The organism is Pseudomonas sp. SBT1-2 (assembly GCF_028640875.1).
GTDB classification, from domain to species: Bacteria; Pseudomonadota; Gammaproteobacteria; order Pseudomonadales; family Pseudomonadaceae; genus Aquipseudomonas; species Aquipseudomonas chlororaphis_I.
On sequence record NZ_JAQZAA010000070.1, the window covers coordinates 60324 to 77435 of the forward strand.

The 17112-nt window shown below is 64.2% G+C and carries 15 protein-coding genes; 4 read left to right on the top strand and 11 right to left on the bottom strand.

Translation table 11 applies throughout. The features are described from left to right. Positions 1–2: 2 nt before the first annotated feature. Both PVZ78_RS11740 and PVZ78_RS11745 read right to left on the bottom strand, forming a co-directional pair. Entirely contained in the window at positions 3–245 is a 243-nt protein-coding gene (locus PVZ78_RS11740; protein WP_016702961.1) for a hypothetical protein, read from the bottom strand. 41 nt (positions 246–286) lie between these two features. After that, on the bottom strand, positions 287–1360 hold the full coding sequence (locus PVZ78_RS11745; protein WP_273828719.1) for an NAD(P)-dependent alcohol dehydrogenase: 1074 nt from the start codon (positions 1358–1360) through the stop codon (positions 287–289). Between the two features lie 264 nt (positions 1361–1624). On the opposite strand from PVZ78_RS11745, the gene PVZ78_RS11750 reads away from it, so the two are divergent. Then, positions 1625–2557, top strand: coding sequence for a universal stress protein (locus tag PVZ78_RS11750; protein WP_009049003.1), 933 nt, complete (start codon positions 1625–1627; stop codon positions 2555–2557). An 86-nt stretch (positions 2558–2643) separates the two neighbouring features. Here PVZ78_RS11750 and PVZ78_RS11755 read toward each other — a convergent pair whose 3' ends face one another. Continuing rightward, positions 2644–3282, bottom strand: a complete 639-nt coding sequence (locus PVZ78_RS11755; RefSeq protein ID WP_150085918.1) for a TetR family transcriptional regulator — start codon at positions 3280–3282, stop codon at positions 2644–2646. A 129-nt stretch (positions 3283–3411) separates the two neighbouring features. On the opposite strand from PVZ78_RS11755, the gene PVZ78_RS11760 reads away from it, so the two are divergent. After that, positions 3412–4071 carry an O-methyltransferase gene (locus tag PVZ78_RS11760; protein WP_273828720.1) on the top strand — a complete coding sequence of 220 codons (660 nt, stop codon included), beginning with the start codon at positions 3412–3414 and terminating at the stop codon, positions 4069–4071. Between the two features lie 86 nt (positions 4072–4157). Here the strand turns inward: PVZ78_RS11760 and PVZ78_RS11765 are convergent, their stop codons facing one another. The 8 genes from PVZ78_RS11765 to ispC form a co-directional block, all read right to left on the bottom strand. After that, positions 4158–5942, bottom strand: coding sequence for a SulP family inorganic anion transporter (locus tag PVZ78_RS11765; protein ID WP_273828721.1), 1785 nt, complete (start codon positions 5940–5942; stop codon positions 4158–4160). A gap of 48 nt (positions 5943–5990) precedes the next feature. Further along, positions 5991–6812 (bottom strand): polyphosphate kinase 2, encoded by an 822-nt coding sequence (gene ppk2, locus PVZ78_RS11770; protein ID WP_009048999.1) that lies wholly within the window; start codon positions 6810–6812, stop codon positions 5991–5993. A 124-nt stretch (positions 6813–6936) separates the two neighbouring features. Beyond that, entirely contained in the window at positions 6937–8547 is a 1611-nt protein-coding gene (locus tag PVZ78_RS11775; RefSeq protein ID WP_009048998.1) for a gamma-glutamyltransferase family protein, read from the bottom strand. 32 nt (positions 8548–8579) lie between these two features. Next, positions 8580–9359 (bottom strand): amino acid ABC transporter ATP-binding protein, encoded by a 780-nt coding sequence (locus tag PVZ78_RS11780; RefSeq protein ID WP_009048997.1) that lies wholly within the window; start codon positions 9357–9359, stop codon positions 8580–8582. Between the two features lie 2 nt (positions 9360–9361). Next, positions 9362–10129 carry an amino acid ABC transporter permease gene (locus tag PVZ78_RS11785; RefSeq protein ID WP_028683948.1) on the bottom strand — a complete coding sequence of 256 codons (768 nt, stop codon included), beginning with the start codon at positions 10127–10129 and terminating at the stop codon, positions 9362–9364. A gap of 11 nt (positions 10130–10140) precedes the next feature. Further along, positions 10141–10965, bottom strand: a complete 825-nt coding sequence (locus PVZ78_RS11790) for an ABC transporter substrate-binding protein (RefSeq protein ID WP_273828722.1) — start codon at positions 10963–10965, stop codon at positions 10141–10143. An 80-nt stretch (positions 10966–11045) separates the two neighbouring features. After that, positions 11046–11714 carry a GntR family transcriptional regulator gene (locus tag PVZ78_RS11795; RefSeq protein WP_009048994.1) on the bottom strand — a complete coding sequence of 223 codons (669 nt, stop codon included), beginning with the start codon at positions 11712–11714 and terminating at the stop codon, positions 11046–11048. Between the two features lie 238 nt (positions 11715–11952). Then, positions 11953–13200: a 1-deoxy-D-xylulose-5-phosphate reductoisomerase gene (gene ispC, locus PVZ78_RS11800; protein WP_009048993.1), complete on the bottom strand. Its 1248-nt coding sequence runs from the start codon at positions 13198–13200 to the stop codon at positions 11953–11955. Between the two features lie 495 nt (positions 13201–13695). Between ispC and idi the strand changes: the two genes are divergently transcribed. Further along, positions 13696–15111, top strand: coding sequence for an isopentenyl-diphosphate Delta-isomerase (gene idi, locus PVZ78_RS11805; protein ID WP_016702938.1), 1416 nt, complete (start codon positions 13696–13698; stop codon positions 15109–15111). Positions 15112–15168: 57 nt separating this feature from the next. Next, complete coding sequence (dxs, locus tag PVZ78_RS11810; protein ID WP_273828723.1) at positions 15169–17094, top strand: 1-deoxy-D-xylulose-5-phosphate synthase; 1926 nt, start codon at positions 15169–15171, stop codon at positions 17092–17094. Positions 17095–17112: the final 18 nt, after the last annotated feature.

Below are 17112 nucleotides of genomic sequence, written 5' to 3' on the forward strand. Positions count from 1 at the left end.
GGTCACTTCACCAGGCCTGGGCAGGCTCCCTTGCTGGTCGTCGGGGCGGATCGGTTGCCGGCGGCCCGAGGGGCATCCCTCGTCTGGCCAGGGCTGGCCGGCCAGGCATGCGGCGCATCGATGCGCGCCCTGAGTTGACCGACGAAGGCCGTTGCGGCTTCCAGGCTGTCGAAGTCCACTTCCAGGGCATCCATGTGCACCACCCAGCCGTGGCCTGCCGGTTTTTCTGTAATGTCGATGATCATCGATCACCTCCGCTCAAGCACGAACGTCAACCGCCCCGGTATCACGGGGTAATCGCGACCTTCATGACCCCGTCCCGCTGGTGAGCGAACAGCTCATAGGCGGCTTCGATATCGTCGAGCCTGAAGCGGTGGGTCACCAGCGGCGACAGGTCGACCCCGCCGCTTTGCACCACTGCCATCAAGCGACGCATGCGTTCCTTGCCGCCGGGGCACAGGGTGCTGACGATGCTGTAGTCGCCCAGCCCGGCGGCGAAGGCGTCGAGCGGGATGTGCAGGTCGCTGGAATACACGCCGAGGCTGGACAACCGCCCGCCGGGCCGCAGCACGCGCAAGGCGGACTCAAAGGTGCCCTGGGTGCCCAGGGCTTCGATGGCCACGTCGACGCCACGGCCATCGATGAGCGCCATGATCTGCTCGACCACGTTGCAGTCCCTGAAGTTGACCACCTGGGTCGCCCCCAAGCGTTTGGCCACCGTCATGCGCTCGGCCACGGCATCCACGCCGATGATCTGGCTGGCGCCTTTGAGCCGCGCACCGGCCACCGCGCAGAGGCCGATCGGGCCCAGGGCGAATACCGCGACGGTGTCGCCGATATTGACCTCGCCACGTTCGGCCCCGGAAAACCCGGTGGACATGATATCCGGGCACATCAGCACCTGTTCGTCGCTGAGGCCGTCGGGGATCGGGCACAAGTTGGCCAGGGCATCCGGTACCAATACGTACTCGGCCTGGCAACCGTCGATGATGTTGCCGAACTTCCAGCCACCGATGGCGCGAAAGCCATGACGGGTGTCCGGGCCGTCCTGGGAAGCGCAGCCGCACAAGCAGGCATAGCTTTGCCCGCTGGGCGTGATGGCCCCGGCAATCACCCGCTGCCCCTCGGTAAAACCGCGCACCTGCGAGCCCAGCCGCTCGATGATGCCCACCGGTTCATGACCGATGGTCAGGCCCTTGGCCACCGGGTACTCGCCACGCAGGATGTGCACGTCGGTGCCGCAGATCGTCGTCGTGGTGATACGCACCAGGGCCTCCAGCGGGCCCACTTCGGGGATCGGCTTTTCATCGAGCACGATCCGGTTCTTTTCAACGAAAATTGCCGCTTTCATGGTGGCCATGACGATTCTCCGGTCCGGTGCCCGCTCTAGAGTCCAGCAAGACGTTCAGGCTGCGCCGGAAGGAAGGCCCTGGGGTTGATCATGATCAACAATTCATCGATGGAGCCCTTTGCGCCCAACCACACGTCTGCCGGCCTGCTCCACGACCGGACGGGTTGATACAGATCAAGCGCGCGCCACCGGCCAGAGGCAGGATTGGGGCAAGGTTTCACGACCGAAGACGCATCGTTGCCGATACCTGCAACTACCCACGGGAGATTTGTCATGTCCGAGCAAGCACGTTTCATGCTGGTCGCCTCGCCACTGATGGAGAACAGTCCGGCCTTCGATCGGGCCGCCGCGCTGGCCAGGGCCGAAGATGCAGCCCTGCACATCGTCGCCTTCGACTACCTGGAGGGTCTGGCCACGGCCAGCCTGGTCAACGAACAGGCCCTGGAGCAGATGCGCCTGGGCTACGTCGAGCGCCATCGTCAATGGCTTGAAGAGCAGGCCCGCCCGATGCGCAAACTGGGTGTCACCGTCACCACTGAAGTGGTGTGGGTGCAAAACCCGCTGCAGGAAATCCTGACACACCTCAAGGAACAGCCCATGGCCCTGCTGATCAAGGCCCTGGAGCATCAATCGCGGCTGTCGCGGGTGTTCTTCACCCCCCTGGATATCCACCTGCTGCGCGAGTGCCCGGTGCCCCTGCATTTTGTCAGCCATCTACAGCATGCGTTGCCACGCAAGATCGTCGCGGCGGTCGACCCGTTCCATCGCGATGGTCAGTACCAGGACTTCAACGACCGGATACTGCATGAAGCCTCGAAACTGGCCAGCGCCTGTAACGCCGAACTCGACGTGATCTATGCCCATGACCTGTCTTCCATCGACGCGGACGAATTCAACTTCGACCAGAGCTCGACGTTTTTCTCGTCCAGCAAAGTCAAGACCCTGTTCGACGCACAGGGCGCCGCCTTCAACGAACTGGCCGAACGCAACGGCATTCCAGCGGAACGCCAGCACATGATCATGGGCAACCCGGCCAAGGTCCTGACCAGCTACGCAGACGCCTATGGCGTCGACGTGATTGTCATGGGCAGGGTCGGTCATCGTGGCGGCCTGGGGCGCCTGATCGGCAGCACGACAGAGCAGTTGCTGTACAAGATGCCTTGCAGCGTATGGGTGGTTTCGCCCGAGGTGCTGACGGCTGGATAAAGCGCCTTTTCAGAAGGCCTGCCCCGCGCGCCTGGCCGGCATCGAACGCCGCCCGGGGCGCCCGGCAACCTCGCGGCCTTTACCGGTCAGCCAGCACCGCGCGCCAATTGCGTGAGGTAGGCGCAGAACATGTCTGCCATGGCGTCGGCGTAGGTCTGGATCTCTGCGGCGCTGCGCGGGCTTTCTGAAAACTCCTTGCCTACGCTGCTGAGCGTGGTGGTGATCAAGTCGGCAGCCAGGGCGCGGGTTGCCTGCGGTGCGTCGGGCAGCGCCTCTTCCATGAAAGCCTGGAAGATCCTCTCTCCTTGCGCCTTCACGGCCTGCGCTTCGGGGGCGTGGCGATACAGCGGCGCGGCGTCGTTGAGCGCCACGCGCATCCTGGCTTCCTCGCACTCGGACTGGATAAACACCCGGACCAGCACGCGCAACCGTTCCAGCGGGGCTTTGCCAAGGTCTTCGAGGATGCTGCGCAGCATCTGCGTGGTCTGTTGCCACTCATCGCTTTGCAACCGGAACAGGATCGCCGCCTTGTTCGGGAAGTATTGGTACAGCGAACCGATGCTGACGCCGGCCTTCTCGGCCACCCGCGCGGTGGTGAAACGCTGCGCGCCTTCCCTGGCCAAAACCTGAGTAGCGGCTTCCAGGATCGCCGCGACCAGCTCCGTCGAGCGCGCCTGTTTAGGGGCTTTTCGCGAGGAAACCTGCGGGGTCCGGCGATTGCTCATGACGGCCCCACGGGGCCGGAGCCAATGCGAATAGCGGGTGGGGTCACTTGCTCATATCCTCTAAATGCGACGAATTGATCGCATTTTAGCCACGCGCCGCCAGGCGTCAATTTTGGAAGGGATACCCCCATGACCAGCACACTGACTACTTCCCCGCTCGCGCCCTTGCTCAATCGCCTGTTCGACCAGGCCCATACGGCAACCAGCCCGGCCGTCGCCGACATCTCCCGCGAAGAACGCGAGCGCCTGATGCACAGCAAGACCGAATACCTGGATTTCTATGGCCGCCTGAAAGACCTCTGGCTGCCGGTTTCACGCGACACCGGCGGGCTGCTGTACATGCTGGCGCGCAGCACCCGGGCCCGGCACATTGTCGAATTCGGCACCTCGTTCGGCATTTCGACCCTGCACCTGGCCGCGGCCCTCCGCGACAACGGCGGCGGCCGCCTGATCGGCAGCGAGTTCGAGGCGTCCAAGGTACAACGGGCGCGCCAGCACCTGCTCGAAGGCGGCCTGGCTGACCTGGTGGAGATCCGCGAGGGCGACGCGCTGAAGACCCTGGCGGTCGACCTTCCGGAATCCATCGACCTGCTCCTGCTCGACGGCGCCAAGGCGCTGTATGCCGATATCCTGGCCCTGGTCGAAAGCCGCCTGCGCCCGGGCGCGCTGATCGTCGCCGACAACACGGACTACTGCCCGGACTACCTGGCCCGGGTCCGTTCGCCCGGCAGCGGCTATCTGTCCGTGCCCTTCAGCGACGACGTGGAACTGTCGATGCGGCTCGGCTGAGTCGCCCCTGGAAGACGAGGTCCTGAGCAGGGCCGGGGGCTGATCACCTGCGACCTTGCCATGCCCTTGAACCTCGACCCTGCCGCTCAGCGATCCTCGCGCCCTTCCTCCTCCGACGGATACAGCGCGAGGTAGCTGTCGACGGCATCGCCTATGGTCGGGAAGAACGCCGCTTCGCCAAACCGTGCGAACAGGCCGAACCGCTTGAGCTTGTCCTTGACCGGGTCTTTCATCTGCGCCACGCACAGCTTGATGCCGGCCTGGTGCAGGGTGTCGTCCAGCTCCGCCAGCATGTCGGCGGACGTCACGTCGACGCTGGTCACCGGTTCCGCCGCCACCACCAGCCAGCGCACCGGTGTCGGCGAGGCCGCCACGGCGTCCAGCACCCGGTCGTGGAACAGCTCGGCGTTGGCGAAGAACAACGGTGCATCCCAGCGAAACAGCACCACGCCGGGGATCAGGCGCGCATCGGGATAACGCGTGATGTCGTGATAGCCCTTGATCCCTTCCGCCCGTCCCAGGACCGCCGAGTAAGGGCGCCACCCATCCCACAGGAACTCGATGACGGCAATCACGATGGCCAGGCCGATGCCTTCGATCGCGCCCAGCACGGCCACGCCGACGGTGCAAACGATGGAGAGCCAGCACTCCCAGCGCTGGATGCGGTAAATCCGCCGCAGGTCGCGGATTTCGATCAGGCCGATGGCCGATGCGATCACCACCGCGGCCAGGGCGCTGATGGGCAGGTCCTCCAGCAGGTCCGGCGCCAGCACCAGCAGCAAGGCCACGGCCAGCGCGCCGACGACCCCGGTCAACTGGGTCCTGGCGCCGGCGGCCTCGGCCACGGGGGTGCGCGAGGAACTGCTGCTGATGGCAAAACCCTGGAACAATCCGGCCGCCAGGTTGGCGACGCCAAGCCCGACCATCTCCTGGTTCGGATCGACATAGCTGTGGGTCCGCGCCGCGTAGACCCGCGAAAGCACGCTGGTATCGGCGAACGAAACCAGGGCCACCGCGCAACCGCCGATCAGCACCGGGCCGATATCGGCGCGGGTGATCCAGGGGATGGCGAACGCCGGCAGGCCTTGTGGCAACTTGCCGAGGACCGACACGCCGGAGTTTGCCGCCAGGTCCAGCGCGGCGACGGCGACTGTCGCCGCGGTGACGGCGATCAGGATCCCCGGCACGCGCTTGCTGTCCTTGAACAGCAGGATCACCCCCAGGGTCGCGGCGCCGACCAGGCAGGCGGTCCAGTTGGTCTTGCTCTCCAGTATCGCGGTGACGATGGCCCACAGGTTGCTCAGCGGCCCGTCGGCCTCGACCGAAAAGCCGAAGAACTTCGGCAACTGGCTGATCAACACCGTCAGCGCGATGCCGTTCATGTAGCCGTAGCGGATCGGCTTGGACAGCAATTCAGTGACAAACCCCAGGCGCGCAATGCCGGCCAGGACGCACACCGCCCCGGCCACGATGGCCATCATCCCCGCCAGGGCCACCGCGCGCTGCGGGTCGCCGCCGGACAATGGCAGGACCACAGCGAGAATCACCGCGGCCAGCGACGAATCCGGCCCCAGCACCAGGATCCGGCTGGGCCCGAACAGCGCATAGGCGAGCAACGAAACTATGGTCGCGTAGAGGCCATAGATGCCGGGCAGGCCCGACGCCACCGCGTAGGCGATGCCGACAGGCACCAGCACCGTGGTCAGCACCAGCCCGGCTTCGAAGTCGTGGCGCAACCAGGCCATCCGATAGTCCTGCAGCATGCGCAGCCCGGGCAGCCAGCGGCTCCAGCGGTTGTGCCCGGCGCCGGCATCCCGGCGGGCAATCCGGCCGGGCTCCGGGACGGGCGGTGGAGAACCCGAGTGGTTCATGGAACGCTGGTCCTTTGTGTGCGGTGCGGATGTGCCTGGAGGCGCCAGTCAGAACTTCTGTGGAACCCGCCGCAGCGGATGGTCCGACGCCCGATAGCCGCCCGGCTTCTGGCGTTTGGGCAACACCACTTTCTCTCGTGGCACTTCCTTGTAGGGAATGCGGCTGAGCAGGTCGGAGATGATATTCAGGCGCGCGCGGCGCTTGTCGTTGGAGTCGGCCACCAGCCAGGGCCCATGTTCGGTGTCGGTGGCCTTGAACATCTCGTCGCGGGCGCGGGAGTAGTCATACCAGCGGCTGTATGACTTGACGTCCATGGGCGTCAGCTTCCAGATCTTGCGGCCATCCTTGATCCGCGCTTCGAGGCGGCGGGTCTGTTCTTCCGGGCTGACTTCCAGCCAGTACTTGAGCAGGATCACGCCCGAATCGACGATCGCCCGCTCCACCAGCGGCACCGCCTTGAGGAAGGCGACCGCCTGCTCTTCGCTGCAAAAGCCCATCACCCGCTCGACGCCCGCGCGGTTGTACCAGCTGCGGTCGAAGATCACCACTTCGCCCGCGGCGGGCAGGTGCGGCAGGTAGCGTTGCAGGTACATCTGGCTTTTCTCGCGGTCGGTCGGCGCCGGCAGCGCCACCACCCGGAACACCCGCGGGCTCAGGCGTTCGGTCAGGGCCTTGATGGTGCCGCCCTTGCCGGCGCCGTCGCGCCCTTCGAAGACGATGCAGATCTTGATGCCCTTTTCGCGCACCCATTCCTGCAGCTTGACCAGCTCGACATGCAGCCGCCGCAACTCGTCCTCATAGTCTTTTTTGCTCAGCTTCGCGTGCTCAACGGCAGTGCCCTTGGTGGCGCCCTTGTTGTTTTTTGCCATGACCGGAACCTCGTGCCAGACGTTATAGATCGCGTGAGTCTAGTCGATGATCCGCCATCCACAGGGCTGCCCAGGCCGGCCGGGAGCGCGGCGAGGACCAGCGCCCCGCCCGCTCGTCCCAGGCTCAAAACACCGCGATATGGGCATCCGTGCGCGGTTCGGTGCCGCCGCACAGCACGCCGCTTTGCGGGTCGCGCAGGATGATCTGCCCGCGCCCGTAGCTGGTCAGGTCGCAGGCCACCTGCACCTCGTGCCCGCGCCGCGCCAGGGCGGCGCTCATGTCCCGCGAGGCGTTCTGTTCGATCCCCACCTGCAGCCCGCCCAGCCATTGCCAGCGCGGCGCATCCAGGGCCGCCTGCGGGTTGAGGCCGAAATCCACCAGGTTCATGACCATCTGCACATGCCCCTGGGGCTGCATGTAGCCGCCCATCACGCCAAACGGCCCCATTGGCACACCGCCCTTGCTGAGGAAACCCGGGATGATGGTGTGGAAGGTCTTCTTGCCGGGCGCCAGGCAGTTGGCGTGCGCAGGATCGAGACTGAACTCTTCGCCGCGGTTCTGCAGGGCGATGCCGCTGTCGGGCAGCACCACGCCCGAACCGAAGCCGTGATAGTTGCTCTGGATAAACGACACCATGTTGCCCTCGGCATCGGCGCTGGCCAGGTAGACCGTGCCGCTGGCGTGCGGGTCGCCCGGCTGCGGGGCCTGCGCCTGTTCGCCGATCTGCGCCCGGCGCCGGGCCGCATAGCGGTCGCTGAGCAAATCCTCCACCGCGACCCGCATATGCGCGGGGTCAGTGATGTAGTGCAGACCGTCGCTGTAGGCCAGCTTCATCGCCTCGAGCTGGCGGTGCCAGGTCTGCTGGCTGTCGCGGTGATCGAAGTCGAAGCCTTCGAGAATCTTCAGGGTCATCAGCACCACCAGGCCCTGGCCGCTCGGCGGAATCTCCCAGACGTCCACGCCGCGATAGTTGACCTTGATCGGCTCGACCCACTGCGCGCGGTAATCCTGCAGGTCGCTGGCGCGCAGGTAACCGCCGGTGGCCCGCGAGTGCTGGTCCAGGCGTTGCGCCAGGGCACCCCGGTAGAAACTTTCGCAGCCGCTGGCGGCCAGTTCCGCCAGGGTCCGGGCTTGCGCGGGGTTGCGAAACATCTCCCCGGCCCGGGGTGCCCGGCCGTCGATCAGATAGGTGTCGAACCAGCTGTCGAGCACGGTGTTGCGGCTCGGGGTGAAGTTCTCCAGCGCGCTTTGCCATTGCAGGGCAACCACCGGCGACACCGGGAAACCGTCGTGCGCCAGGCTGATGGCGGGCTGCAGCAAGTCGGCGAATGGCAGACGGCCGAAACGCTTGGACAGCTCGGCCCAGGCTGACGGGCAACCCGGCACCGTCACTGGCGTCCAGCCGTGCAACGGCATCTGTTCATGGCCGGCGGCTTTCACCGCCTCGATGCTCAGGGCCTGGGGGGCCACGCCGTTGGCATTCAGGCCATGCAGTTTGTTCTGGGTCCAGACCAGGGCAAAGGCGTCGCCACCGATGCCGCAGCCGGTGGGCTCGACCACGGTCAAGGCCGCCGCCGTGGCGATCGCGGCGTCGATGGCGTTGCCACCGCGGCGCATGATTTCAATGCCGGCCTCGGCGGCCAATGGCTGGGACGCCGCGACCATGCCGCGCTTGGCGAACACGCTTTGCCGCTGGGAGGCGTAGGGATACTCGTGGGCAGAAAATTTGAACATGGCAAGACTCACACAAGATTGAGGATTCGGGTTCACAACACCCGGCTGAGAAAGGCCCGGGTCCGGGCGTGGCGGGGCTGGCTGAAGATCTGCTCGGGCGGGCCCTGCTCGATCAGCTCGCCCTGGTCGAGCACCACCACCCGGTCGGCCACTTCGCGGGCAAAGCCCATTTCGTGGGTGACCACCACCATGGTCATGCCCTCCTCCGCCAGTTCCTTCATCACTTGCAGCACTTCGCCCACCGTCTCCGGGTCGAGGGCGCTGGTCGGCTCGTCGAACAGCATCGCCTGGGGTTTCATCGCCAGCGCCCGGGCGATCGCCACCCGCTGTTGCTGGCCGCCAGACAACATTGAAGGATAGTGGCCGGCCTTCTCCGCCAGCCCCACACGCTTGAGCAGTGCCCGCGCCTGTTGCTCCGCGGCGGCGCGCGGCACGCCGAGCACGTGGACCGGTGCCTCGATGATGTTTTCCAGGGCGGTCATGTGCGGGAACAGGTTGAAACGCTGGAACACCATGCCGATGTCCCGGCGCTGGCGGGCGATGTTGCGCTCCGAGTCGCGCACCAGGCTGCCATTGGCCCGCGTGCGGTAGCCCATGGGCTGGCCGGCGACGCGGATCTGCCCGGCCTGGATGTCTTCCAGCAGATTGATGCAACGGATAAAGGTGGTCTTGCCCGAGCCGGAGGCGCCGATCAGCACCACCACTTCGCCGCGCCGGACTTGCAGGGAGATGCCCTTGAGGATCTCCAGGTCGCCGAAGGACTTATGAATATCCAGGGCTTCGATGACCAGTTCTTCACTCATGTGCGCCATGCTCAACGCCCCCTCAGCAGCTTCATGGTGTTACGCCCGAACAGGCGGCTGGCCGCCGGCGCCGGCCGCTCGGACTGGCCGAAACGGCTCTCCAGCCAACGCTGGAAAAAGCCCCAGAGCGTGGTCAACGCCAGGAAGTAGATAGCAACCACCAGGTACAGCTCGAACACCCGGAAGGTCGCCGAGGTCACCATCTGGGTACTGAGCAACAGCTCTTGCACGCCGATGACGCTGACCAGGGTGGTGTTCTTCAGCATCACGTTGAACTCGTTGCCCAGTGGCGGGACTATCACCCGGAACGCCTGGGGCAGCACGATGCGCCGCATCAGCTTGGGAAAGGTCATGCCCAGGGAGCGTCCGGCCTCGTACTGCCCTTTATCCACCGCACCGATGCCGGCGCGGATGATCTCGGCCATGTACGCGCCTTCGTTGAGGCCCAGGGCGATGATCGCCGCCTGGATATTGCCCGGCACCACGAACCAGCCCAGGTCCAGGTCCTCGAAGCGGAAAATCCCCCCGGCCGCCAGCGCCGTGTACAGGAACACGATCTGCACCAGCAGCGGCGTGCCGCGCATCAGCCACACATAGAAGCGCACCGGGTACTGCAACAGCGGGTTGCGCGACAGCTTCATCAGCGCCGCCAGCAACCCCAGCACACAGCCCAGGAGCATGGCCGACACGCTGATCAGGCAGGTCAGCCCGAGCCCCGTCAGGTAGACATCGCTGGGCAGCAACAGGTACTGCCAGAACACGTCCCAATTGAAGTTCATCGAGCCTGCCCTCAGTCCAGTTTGTCGCTGCCGACATGCCATTTATCCAGCAACGCGGCGTAGCTGCCGTCGGCGCGCATGTCCTGCAGGACCTTGCCCAGCGCCGCGCTCAGTTGCGGGTCCTGCTTACGCACGCCGAAGCCAGTGAGGATCCGGTTGAACGCCGGCACCGCCGACTGGAACAGGTCCGGGGCCAGTTGCTGATAGTGCCCGGCGGATTCCACCGTGGTGCCGAAAGCGTCCACCTGGTTGATGCGCAGCGCCTGGAAGGCATCGGCGTCGACGTTGTACACCACCAGTTTCATCGGTGGCTTGCCGGCCGCCACTAGCTTGTCATTCTCGGCGCCGAGCAGGAGGCGGATGGTCGAACCGTTGCTCACCGCCACCTTGAGCCCGGACAGGTCCTCCAGGCTGTTCACCGCTTTCGGGTTGCCCTTGGGCACCACGATCGACTGGCTGGAGTACATGAAATTGACGATGTCGATCACTTCCCGGCGCTCGGGCTTGTCGAACAACTGGTCGACGATCATGTCGCATTGCTGCGCCAGCAGTGCCGGGATCAGCCCGGCAAAAGGCGAGATGCGCCACTCGACTTGCTTGCCCCCCAGGCGCTGGGCAATCGCCTCGCCCATGTCCACTTGCAGCCCGACCGGTTTCTGTTGCGTGTCGAAGGACACCAGCGGCGGCGAGTCCATGCCGGAGCAGTAGACGATCTTCTCGCTCTTGCTCAAGCGCTCCGGCAACTCGGGGGCGGCTTGCGCCCATTGGGAACAACCTAGATTCAGGAAACATAGACTCAAGGTAAGAACGGCAGCTGACGCGCAAGGCTTGTGCATGGCATTACTCCAGTCATGTCGGGTAGCAAGGGGGGCTGACGCTCACGACAAGCGTGAAGCGCCCGGCGAAACGTGCGTGGCTACTGATGGGCCTCCAGGAACTGGATCAGCCGCGGGATGGTGCCTTCGATGTGCTCGCACACCACCTGCGCCGCCTTGTCCGGGTCGCCGGAACGCAGCGCGGCAATGATCGAGGCGTGTTCGTCACGGGCGCTGCGGGGCTTGTCGGCGTGTTGCAGCCACAGGCGCATGTGCGGCTCGATCACCGAATACAGCGCCGAGATCTGCCGCATCAGCCGTGGGCGTTCGCTCAGGCTGCACAGGTATTCATGAAAGGCGCGATGGCGGCTGACCCACTCGGCGCCGTCTTCGCGGTAGTCGTCCATCTCATCGAGCAGGCGCTCCAGATGGCTGAAATGGCGCTCGGTGATCTTGCCCACCGCCACGCGGATCGCCAGGCCTTCGAGGGCGCTGCGCATTTCGAAGACTTCGCGCATTTCATCGATGTTCAAGCCACGGACAATGGCCCCGCGATTGGGCCGCAAGGTCACCAGGCCATCGGCATCCAGGCGCCGGAAGGCTTCGCGCACCGGCATCCGGCTCATGTTGATTTCGCTGGCGATGTCCTCGGCAATCAACCGCTCGCCAGTGCGGAAGCGCCCTTTGCAGATCGCTTCCAATAGAAAGTTGTAGGCCTCCTCCTCCGCGGTCACGGGCTGGCGCTCGGTATAGGCTGGGGCGAATTTCATCGGCGGCACCTTTTGTATTTTTGTATCCAATTATCTATATAGCCAAAACAGCACATTGCGTGCCAAGGACCCGCCGCGTTGTGCAGGTGCTTGATTCGGTTGGTTTTTGGTTATTCAGGAAAGCTGGCGAAGAAAATTGCTGATCACGACAGCGAGTAAAAACGCCCCAGGACGGGGCTCATGGTGCGCAGAACAGGTGCTGGCGGTAACACCGGCTGCAGGCGAGTCACCCGAGGTTCTAACGGCCTCCTTGCAGGAAACTCACCGCCGCCGCGCTGGACGCGGCATAGAGGCTGGGACTTGAGTGCGGCATCCGGCAAACACGCTGCACGACCGCGCTCCCGATACGCCTGGAGTGTTGATCGATGTCCATTACCTCGTCGAAGCTGGTCACTGCTGCACCGGGTATTTTTTGCAGGACCTCATCAACGACCCGGGCGATATCGGTGAAGCGGATACGGTGGGTGAGAAAGGCCTCCACAGCCACCTCATTCGCGGCATTGAGCACGGTGCTCATCGCCCCGCCTTCACGGATGACTTCAAGGGCCAGGGCCAGACACGGAAACCGCGCCAGGTCGGGTGCTTCGAAGGTCAGCGTGGCGACTTTCACCAGGTCGAGCGGTTCGGCGCCAGAATCGATGCGCTGGGGGTAGGCCAGCGCATGGGCAATCGGTATGCGCATGTCCGGACTGCCCAGTTGCGCCAGCACCGACTGGTCGCGATAGACCACCATCGAGTGAACGATGCTTTGCGGGTGTATCAACGTCTCGATGCGTTCAGCAGGAATATCGAACAGCCAGCGCGCCTCGATAAGCTCCAGGCCCTTGTTCATCATGGTCGCCGAGTCGACGGAAATCTTGCGCCCCATGCGCCAGTTCGGATGGGCGCAGGCTTCGTCCGGGGTGACCTGGTCCAGTGTCTGTAACGGGCGATTCCTGAACGGCCCTCCAGACGCGGTAAGGATCAGTCGCTGCACGTCTCCGGAAGCCCGTTGTGCGCCGTGCAGGCACTGGAAAATGGCATTGTGTTCGCTGTCCAGCGGCAGGATGGTCGCCCCCGAATTCGCCGCGGCTTCCATGAACAGCGTACCGGACATGACCAGGGCTTCCTTGTTGGCCAGGAGTATCTTTTTCCCGGCCCGCGCGGCACTCAAAGTGGGCGGCAATCCGGCTGCGCCGACGATAGCGGCCACCACCGTGTCGCAGTCGGCGGCACAGGCTGCCGCACACAGGGCCTGTGCCCCGCATTGAACTTCGGTATTCAGCCCGGCTGCCTGCAAGTTGGCTTGAAGTTCGATGGCGTGGTGCGGCTCACTGACAATCGCCAGTGCCGGGCGAAACTTCAAACACTGCCGATAGAGTTTCCCTATGTTGCGATGTGCCGTCAGGCCATGAATAACGGCCGTCTGCGGATTGCGCGCGACGACATCCAGTACATTGTCGCCAATAGACCCGGTGGAGCCGAGAACAAACAGCCGCTGCGACATGATTTATCGTCCTGAAGTAGAAAGTTAATCCATGTTCTTACAGAACAAACAGCAACTTACTTAGAACAATGAAACGATCACTTTAAAAAATGGCAGTAAAAAAACCGCACTCGAATGTTGCCTCGCTGGCAACGGCGCAGGGCACCCGGATTTCCGGTTTGCCAAGGCTAGCAAGGCAAAATCCATTAGCCAGTGCAGCCGCTGAATAAATCGAAATAAGCGAATTACAAAGCGCTGCCAATTGTTCTATCGAGCAAAAAATTTAATTAATGTAGGCATCTAGCAGACTCGAGCATTCGAAATAAAACCATCGCAGCCTGAAATTAAAAATTATAGGGCGCACTCTTGCAGCGCTTTGGAAACTGCCTAATGTGAGCACTCACGTTACATCGCATAAAAAGTCTCATCTCGACAAAGTCTTGTCCCGATATAGTTGTCATGCGCTTTACGCAATAAAAATTGCCAGCACAATTATGGAGTTGTATCGGAGGTTTCATGGAAGAAACACTTATTCTGGTCAATAAAGACGACTGTCAGACCGGGTTTGCGGAAAAGCTGCATATCCATCAGCAAGGGCTCTTGCACCGGGCTTTCTCGATTTTCATCTTCGATCGACAGGGCCGTTTGCTGTTACAGCAACGGGCGCTGGGCAAGTATCACTCTCAGGGTTTGTGGACCAATACCTGCTGCGGCCATCCACGTCGCGGCGAGACTACCGAGGCAGCGGCCAGGCGCCGGCTGTTCGAGGAAATGGGGCTTGAATGCGAGCTGCGGCTCGTCTCCCAGCTGCTCTACCATGAGCAGGTTTCCAACCAGTTGATCGAGCATGAATACGACCATGTGTTCGCCGGCATCTGCCAGCAGGATCCGGTCGCCAATCCCGAGGAAGCGCTCGCCTGGCAATGGCTGAGCCTGGCGCAAGTATCCCAGCGCCTCAGCCAGGCGCCACAGACCTTCAGCATCTGGTTTCGCCGGATCTTCGAACGCCACGGAATCATCGGTTTGCGCGCCTGGCAAGAGCAGGCGCGAAGCGCCCTGTTCGATGCGTGGCGGCACGCCATCGTCGAGCGCACCGAACGCATGCTCGAGCAGCAATTGCCCTCCTCCGAAACCTTGCCATCGGCCCTGCACCAGGCCATGCGTTACGCCGTGCTGGGGGGTGGTAAACGTATGCGCCCACTGTTGTGCCAGGCTGCCGGCCTGGCCGCCGGAGCCAACCCGGCGGCGCTGGACATGGTGGGGGCCGCGCTGGAAATGATGCACGTCTACTCGCTGGTCCATGACGACTTGCCCGCGATGGACGACGATGAGCTGCGCCATGGCCGTGCCACTGTGCATGTGCAGTTCGATCAGGCCACGGCGATTCTGGTGGGCGATGCCTTGCAGTCCCAGGCGTTCATCACCTTGCGCCGTGTGCCGGTGGCGGCCGAGCGTCAGGCTTTGCTGATGGGTGAGCTGGCCATGGCGGTCGGTTCGCTGGGCATGGCCGGCGGTCAGATGATCGACATCGGCAGTGTCGGTCAGGCGCTGGACCTCACCCGGCTCGAGCAGATGCACCGGATGAAGACCGGCGCCTTGATCCGGGCCGCGCTGCGCATGGGCGCCCTGTGTGCCGAGGGCGCGCCGTTCGACCTCGAGCCCCTGGATCGCTACGCGGCCGCGATCGGCCTGGCGTACCAGGTGGTCGACGACATCCTCGATGCCACGGCCGACACCGCGACCCTGGGCAAGACCGCCGGCAAGGATGCCCAGGACCACAAGCCCAACTACGTTTCGCTCCTTGGCCTGGAGCCTTCGCGACGACTCGTCAGGCAACTGGACGAGCGCGCGCACCAGGCACTCGAGCCGCTGGCTGAACGTGCGGAGCAGCTGCACGAGCTGGCCGACCTGGTGATCAACCGCTTGCACTGACTCGCTCTCCCCGCTCACGGGAATACGTGGGCATGGCTCAACGGAAGGAATCCCAGCATGTTCGAGCTACTGAACACGGTAAACACCCCGGCCGACCTGCGCGCCCTGCATAGTGCGGCCCTCGCTCCCCTGGCGGATGAGTTGCGGGCGTTCATCCTGCATAGCGTCTCGAGCACGGGTGGGCACCTGGCCGCGAACCTGGGCACCGTCGAGTTGAGTATCGCCCTGCACTATGTGTTCGACACGCCACGGGACCGGATCGTCTGGGATGTCGGCCATCAGTCCTATGCCCACAAGATCCTTACCGGACGCCGCGAGGCCATGGCCGGCATCCGTCAGTTGGGCGGGATTTCCGGCTTCCCCAGGCGCCAGGAGTCGGAATACGACGCCTTTGGCACGGCCCATTCCAGCACCTCGATTTCCGCCGCGCTGGGCATGGCGCTGGCGGCACGCCACAGTCGCGAGCCACGGCACAGCATTGCGGTGATCGGCGATGGTGCCTTGAGCGGTGGCATGGCATTCGAAGCGATGAACAACGCCGGCCTGTACCAGGACCTGCCGCTGCTGGTGATCCTCAACGACAACGACATGTCGATTTCGCCCCCCGTCGGCGCCCTGCGGCACTATTTCGGCAAGCTCACCGCCCAGCGCTGTGCGGTGGCGGTCAAGGAACGCATCAAGCACTTGCTGCAGGAAGCACCGGTCCTGCGCGAGCTGGCCCATCGCGCCGAAGCCCAGGTCAAGGGCCTGATGACCTCGGCCACGCTGTTCGAAGCTTTGGGCTTCAACTACAGCGGCCCCATCGACGGTCACAACCTGGACGAACTGATACCGGCGCTGCAAGCGCTCAAGGACCTGCGCGGGCCCCAGTTGCTGCACATCGTCACGCAAAAGGGCCACGGCTACTCGCCGGCCGCCGCCGACCCGGTGCTCTATCACGGCCCGGGCAGGTTCAACCCGGTGCAAGGCATCCTGCCCGGCGCAGCCAGCCAGCCGACCTACACCCAGGTGTTCGGCCGCTGGCTTTGCGATGAGGCAGAACGGGATGCGCGGGTCGTCGCGGTGACCCCGGCGATGCGCGAAGGCTCGGGGCTGGTGGAATTCGAGCAACGATTCCCCGCGCGCTACTTCGATGTCGGGATTGCCGAACAGCACGCGCTGACCTTCGCCGCCGGCCTGGCAAGCGAGGGGCTGAAACCGGTGGTGGCGATCTACTCGACGTTCCTGCAGCGGGCCTATGACCAACTGATCCATGACATCGCGATCCAGAACCTGCCCGTGGTGCTCGCCATCGACCGCGCCGGCATCGTCGGCGCCGATGGTGCGACCCACATGGGTGCCTTCGACATCGCCTTCCTGCGCTGCGTGCCGAACCTGGTGGTGATGGCCCCGGCGGACGAAAACGAATGCCGGCAGATGCTGCATACCGCCCTGCTCCAGGACGGTCCTTGCGCGGTGCGCTACCCACGGGGTGTCGGCAGCGGGATCGCGGCCCGCTCCGAGCTGACGCCGCTGGCACTGGGCAAGGGCGAAATGCGGCGGATTTCCAGCCAGTCGTCGGGCTGTCGCATCGCCATCCTGGCCTTCGGTTCGATGCTGCTACCCGCGCTGGGTGCGGCCGAAACCCTCGATGCCAGCGTCGCCAACATGCGCTTTATCAAGCCTCTCGACGGCGCCCTGATCGAGCGGCTCGCGTGCAACCACGACCTGTTGGTCACCCTGGAAGAAGGTTGCGTGATGGGCGGTGCCGGTTCGGCTTGCCTGGAGTATCTGGCCACCACCGGGCTCTCGCGGCCCGTGCTGCAACTGGGCCTGGGCGATCAATTCATCGAGCACGGCGCGCCGGAAAGACTGCTCGGGCTCTGCGGCCTCGATGCCGAGGGCATCAGCGCATCGATCCACGCTTTCCTCGTCGAGCACAGTCTGCAAGACCCGGTCAGTGACCACGCAACGGACAGGCTTTCGCTGCGTGCCAGAGCCTGAAGTGAATCTTCACAAGGA

Excerpts from the sequence above, each read along its gene's own strand:
- PVZ78_RS11750 (WP_009049003.1), top strand. The coding sequence starts at position 1,625 with ATGTCCGAGCAAGCACGTTTCATGCTGGTCGCCTCGCCACTGATGGAG.
- PVZ78_RS11760 (WP_273828720.1), top strand. The coding sequence starts at position 3,412 with ATGACCAGCACACTGACTACTTCCCCGCTCGCGCCCTTGCTCAATCGC.
- PVZ78_RS11795 (WP_009048994.1), bottom strand. The coding sequence starts at position 11,714 with ATGAAATTCGCCCCAGCCTATACCGAGCGCCAGCCCGTGACCGCGGAG.
- PVZ78_RS11780 (WP_009048997.1), bottom strand. The coding sequence starts at position 9,359 with ATGGCGCACATGAGTGAAGAACTGGTCATCGAAGCCCTGGATATTCAT.
- PVZ78_RS11775 (WP_009048998.1), bottom strand. The coding sequence starts at position 8,547 with ATGTTCAAATTTTCTGCCCACGAGTATCCCTACGCCTCCCAGCGGCAA.
- ispC (WP_009048993.1), bottom strand. The coding sequence starts at position 13,200 with ATGTCGCAGCGGCTGTTTGTTCTCGGCTCCACCGGGTCTATTGGCGAC.
- PVZ78_RS11785 (WP_028683948.1), bottom strand. The coding sequence starts at position 10,129 with ATGAACTTCAATTGGGACGTGTTCTGGCAGTACCTGTTGCTGCCCAGC.
- PVZ78_RS11790 (WP_273828722.1), bottom strand. The coding sequence starts at position 10,965 with ATGCACAAGCCTTGCGCGTCAGCTGCCGTTCTTACCTTGAGTCTATGT.
- PVZ78_RS11740 (WP_016702961.1), bottom strand. The coding sequence starts at position 245 with ATGATCATCGACATTACAGAAAAACCGGCAGGCCACGGCTGGGTGGTG.
- idi (WP_016702938.1), top strand. The coding sequence starts at position 13,696 with ATGGAAGAAACACTTATTCTGGTCAATAAAGACGACTGTCAGACCGGG.
- PVZ78_RS11745 (WP_273828719.1), bottom strand. The coding sequence starts at position 1,360 with ATGGCCACCATGAAAGCGGCAATTTTCGTTGAAAAGAACCGGATCGTG.
- ppk2 (WP_009048999.1), bottom strand. The coding sequence starts at position 6,812 with ATGGCAAAAAACAACAAGGGCGCCACCAAGGGCACTGCCGTTGAGCAC.
- PVZ78_RS11765 (WP_273828721.1), bottom strand. The coding sequence starts at position 5,942 with ATGAACCACTCGGGTTCTCCACCGCCCGTCCCGGAGCCCGGCCGGATT.
- PVZ78_RS11755 (WP_150085918.1), bottom strand. The coding sequence starts at position 3,282 with ATGAGCAATCGCCGGACCCCGCAGGTTTCCTCGCGAAAAGCCCCTAAA.
- dxs (WP_273828723.1), top strand. The coding sequence starts at position 15,169 with ATGTTCGAGCTACTGAACACGGTAAACACCCCGGCCGACCTGCGCGCC.